This window comes from Pseudomonas sp. KK4 (assembly GCF_001984065.1).
Taxonomy (GTDB): Bacteria; Pseudomonadota; Gammaproteobacteria; order Pseudomonadales; family Pseudomonadaceae; genus Aquipseudomonas.
This window is the reverse complement of record NZ_LYVP01000239.1, coordinates 1-1,692: the sequence shown is the minus strand read 5'-3', so window position 1 is coordinate 1,692 and position 1,692 is coordinate 1. Positions and strand designations below refer to the sequence as shown.

The window sequence follows — 1,692 nt, the reverse complement described above, 5'->3', positions numbered from 1 at the left end:
GGGCTCGTGGGGGTGAAGCAGCCGGCCTGATAGTCGTATTCGGTATTGGCGGCAAGGTCTTGCAGAACAATCACGGCGCAAAAATCGCTTGCGTCAGTCAATTGAGTCAAAACACTTTCATTCCAGTGCTCGTCCCCGACCCGTCGATAACGGATGCCGGCGAACACCGAAGTGTTCTTCTGTGATTCAGCGCACAGGAAAATGCGGGTTTGATGGGCAGTAGTGTGGCCAACAATTGGGCCGACGGCAGGTTTCAGCATGTTCGAGTCCATTCGAATGACGTTGGTTGGAACGCCTAGGCTATTGAACAGGCCGGAAAAAATACGGGGATGAAATGGACTCGCGTTGTGGGTGATATCAGCCACAGGCGTAGGATTTTCAGGCAAAAAAAGCCCCGCCAACTTGGCGGGGTTGAGGTACGAGCGTGGCGCTCGAAAAGGTGAAACACGAAAGGCCCTCCGGCGAAGGAGGGCCTGTCGGGATTACAGCAGGATGGTGCGGATGTCCGCCAGCAGGTCGCTCAGACGCTTGGTGAAGCGTGCAGCAGCGGCGCCGTTGATCACACGGTGATCGTAGGACAGCGACAGCGGCAGCATCAGTTTCGGCTGGAAGGCTTTGCCGTCCCAGACTGGCTGGATGGTTGCCTTGGAAACACCGAGGATCGCCACTTCCGGCGCGTTGACGATCGGCGTGAAGCCGGTGCCGCCAATGTGGCCGAGGCTGGAAATGGTGAAGCAGGCGCCTTGCATCTCGTCCGACGAGAGCTTCTTGGTCCGGGCTTTTTCAGCCAGGGAAGCGGCCTCGGCGGCCAGTTGCAGCAGGCTCTTCTGGTCGACGTTCTTGATGACCGGTACCAGCAGGCCATCCGGAGTGTCGACGGCGAAGCCGATGTTCACGTATTTCTTGCGGATGATCGCCTTGCCGCTTGGTGCCAGCGAACTGTTGAAGTCCGGCAGCTCCTTGAGCAGGTGTGCGCAGGACTTGAGCAGCAGCGGCAGGATGGTCAGCTTGACGCCGGCCTTCTCTGCAACGGCTTTCTGGGCGTTACGGAACGCTTCGAGCTCGGTGATATCGGCCGAGTCGAATTGCGTCACGTGCGGCACGTTCAGCCAGCTGCGATGCAGGTTGGCGGCGCCGACCTGCATCAGGCGGGTCATCGGCACTTCTTCGATTTCACCGAAGCGGCTGAAGTCCACGGCCGGAATCGGCGGGATGCCCGCGCCACCGGTTGCGCCGGCCGCAGCAGCCGGCGCTTCCTTGGCCTTCTGCATCATGGCCTTGACGTAAACCTGCACGTCTTCTTTCAGGATGCGACCGTGCGGACCGCTGGCTCCGACCGCGCTCAGCTCGACGCCGAATTCACGGGCCAGTTGGCGTACAGCCGGGCCGGCGTGAACCTTGGCGCCAGGCTTGGCGGGTGCGGCAGCCGGGGCGGCGGCGGCAGGTGCGGCGGCAGCAGGAGCAGCGGCGGCTGGCGCCGGATCGCTCGCAGCAGCAGCGGCCGGAGCCGGGGCAGCAGCAGGTGCCGCGCCTTTGACTTTCAGCTTGAGGATCAGGTCGCCGGTGCCGACTTCGTCATCGAGCTTGATGGAAACGCTTTCCACCACGCCCGCGGCAGGCGATGGAATTTCCATGCTCGCCTTGTCCGATTCCAGGGTGATCAGCGACTGGTCGGCTTCGACGGTGTCGCCG

At 62.0% G+C, this 1,692-nt stretch carries 1 protein-coding gene and 1 pseudogene; both read right to left on the bottom strand.

The window, feature by feature from the left end; genetic code table 11:
- A pseudogene (locus B0W55_RS29290) lies at positions 1–260 on the bottom strand (alkaline phosphatase family protein); the annotation flags it as partial.
- Between the two features lie 222 nt (positions 261–482).
- On the bottom strand, positions 483–1,692 hold a 1,210-nt coding region (gene aceF, locus B0W55_RS29285; RefSeq protein WP_077049373.1), incomplete at its 5' end, for a dihydrolipoyllysine-residue acetyltransferase.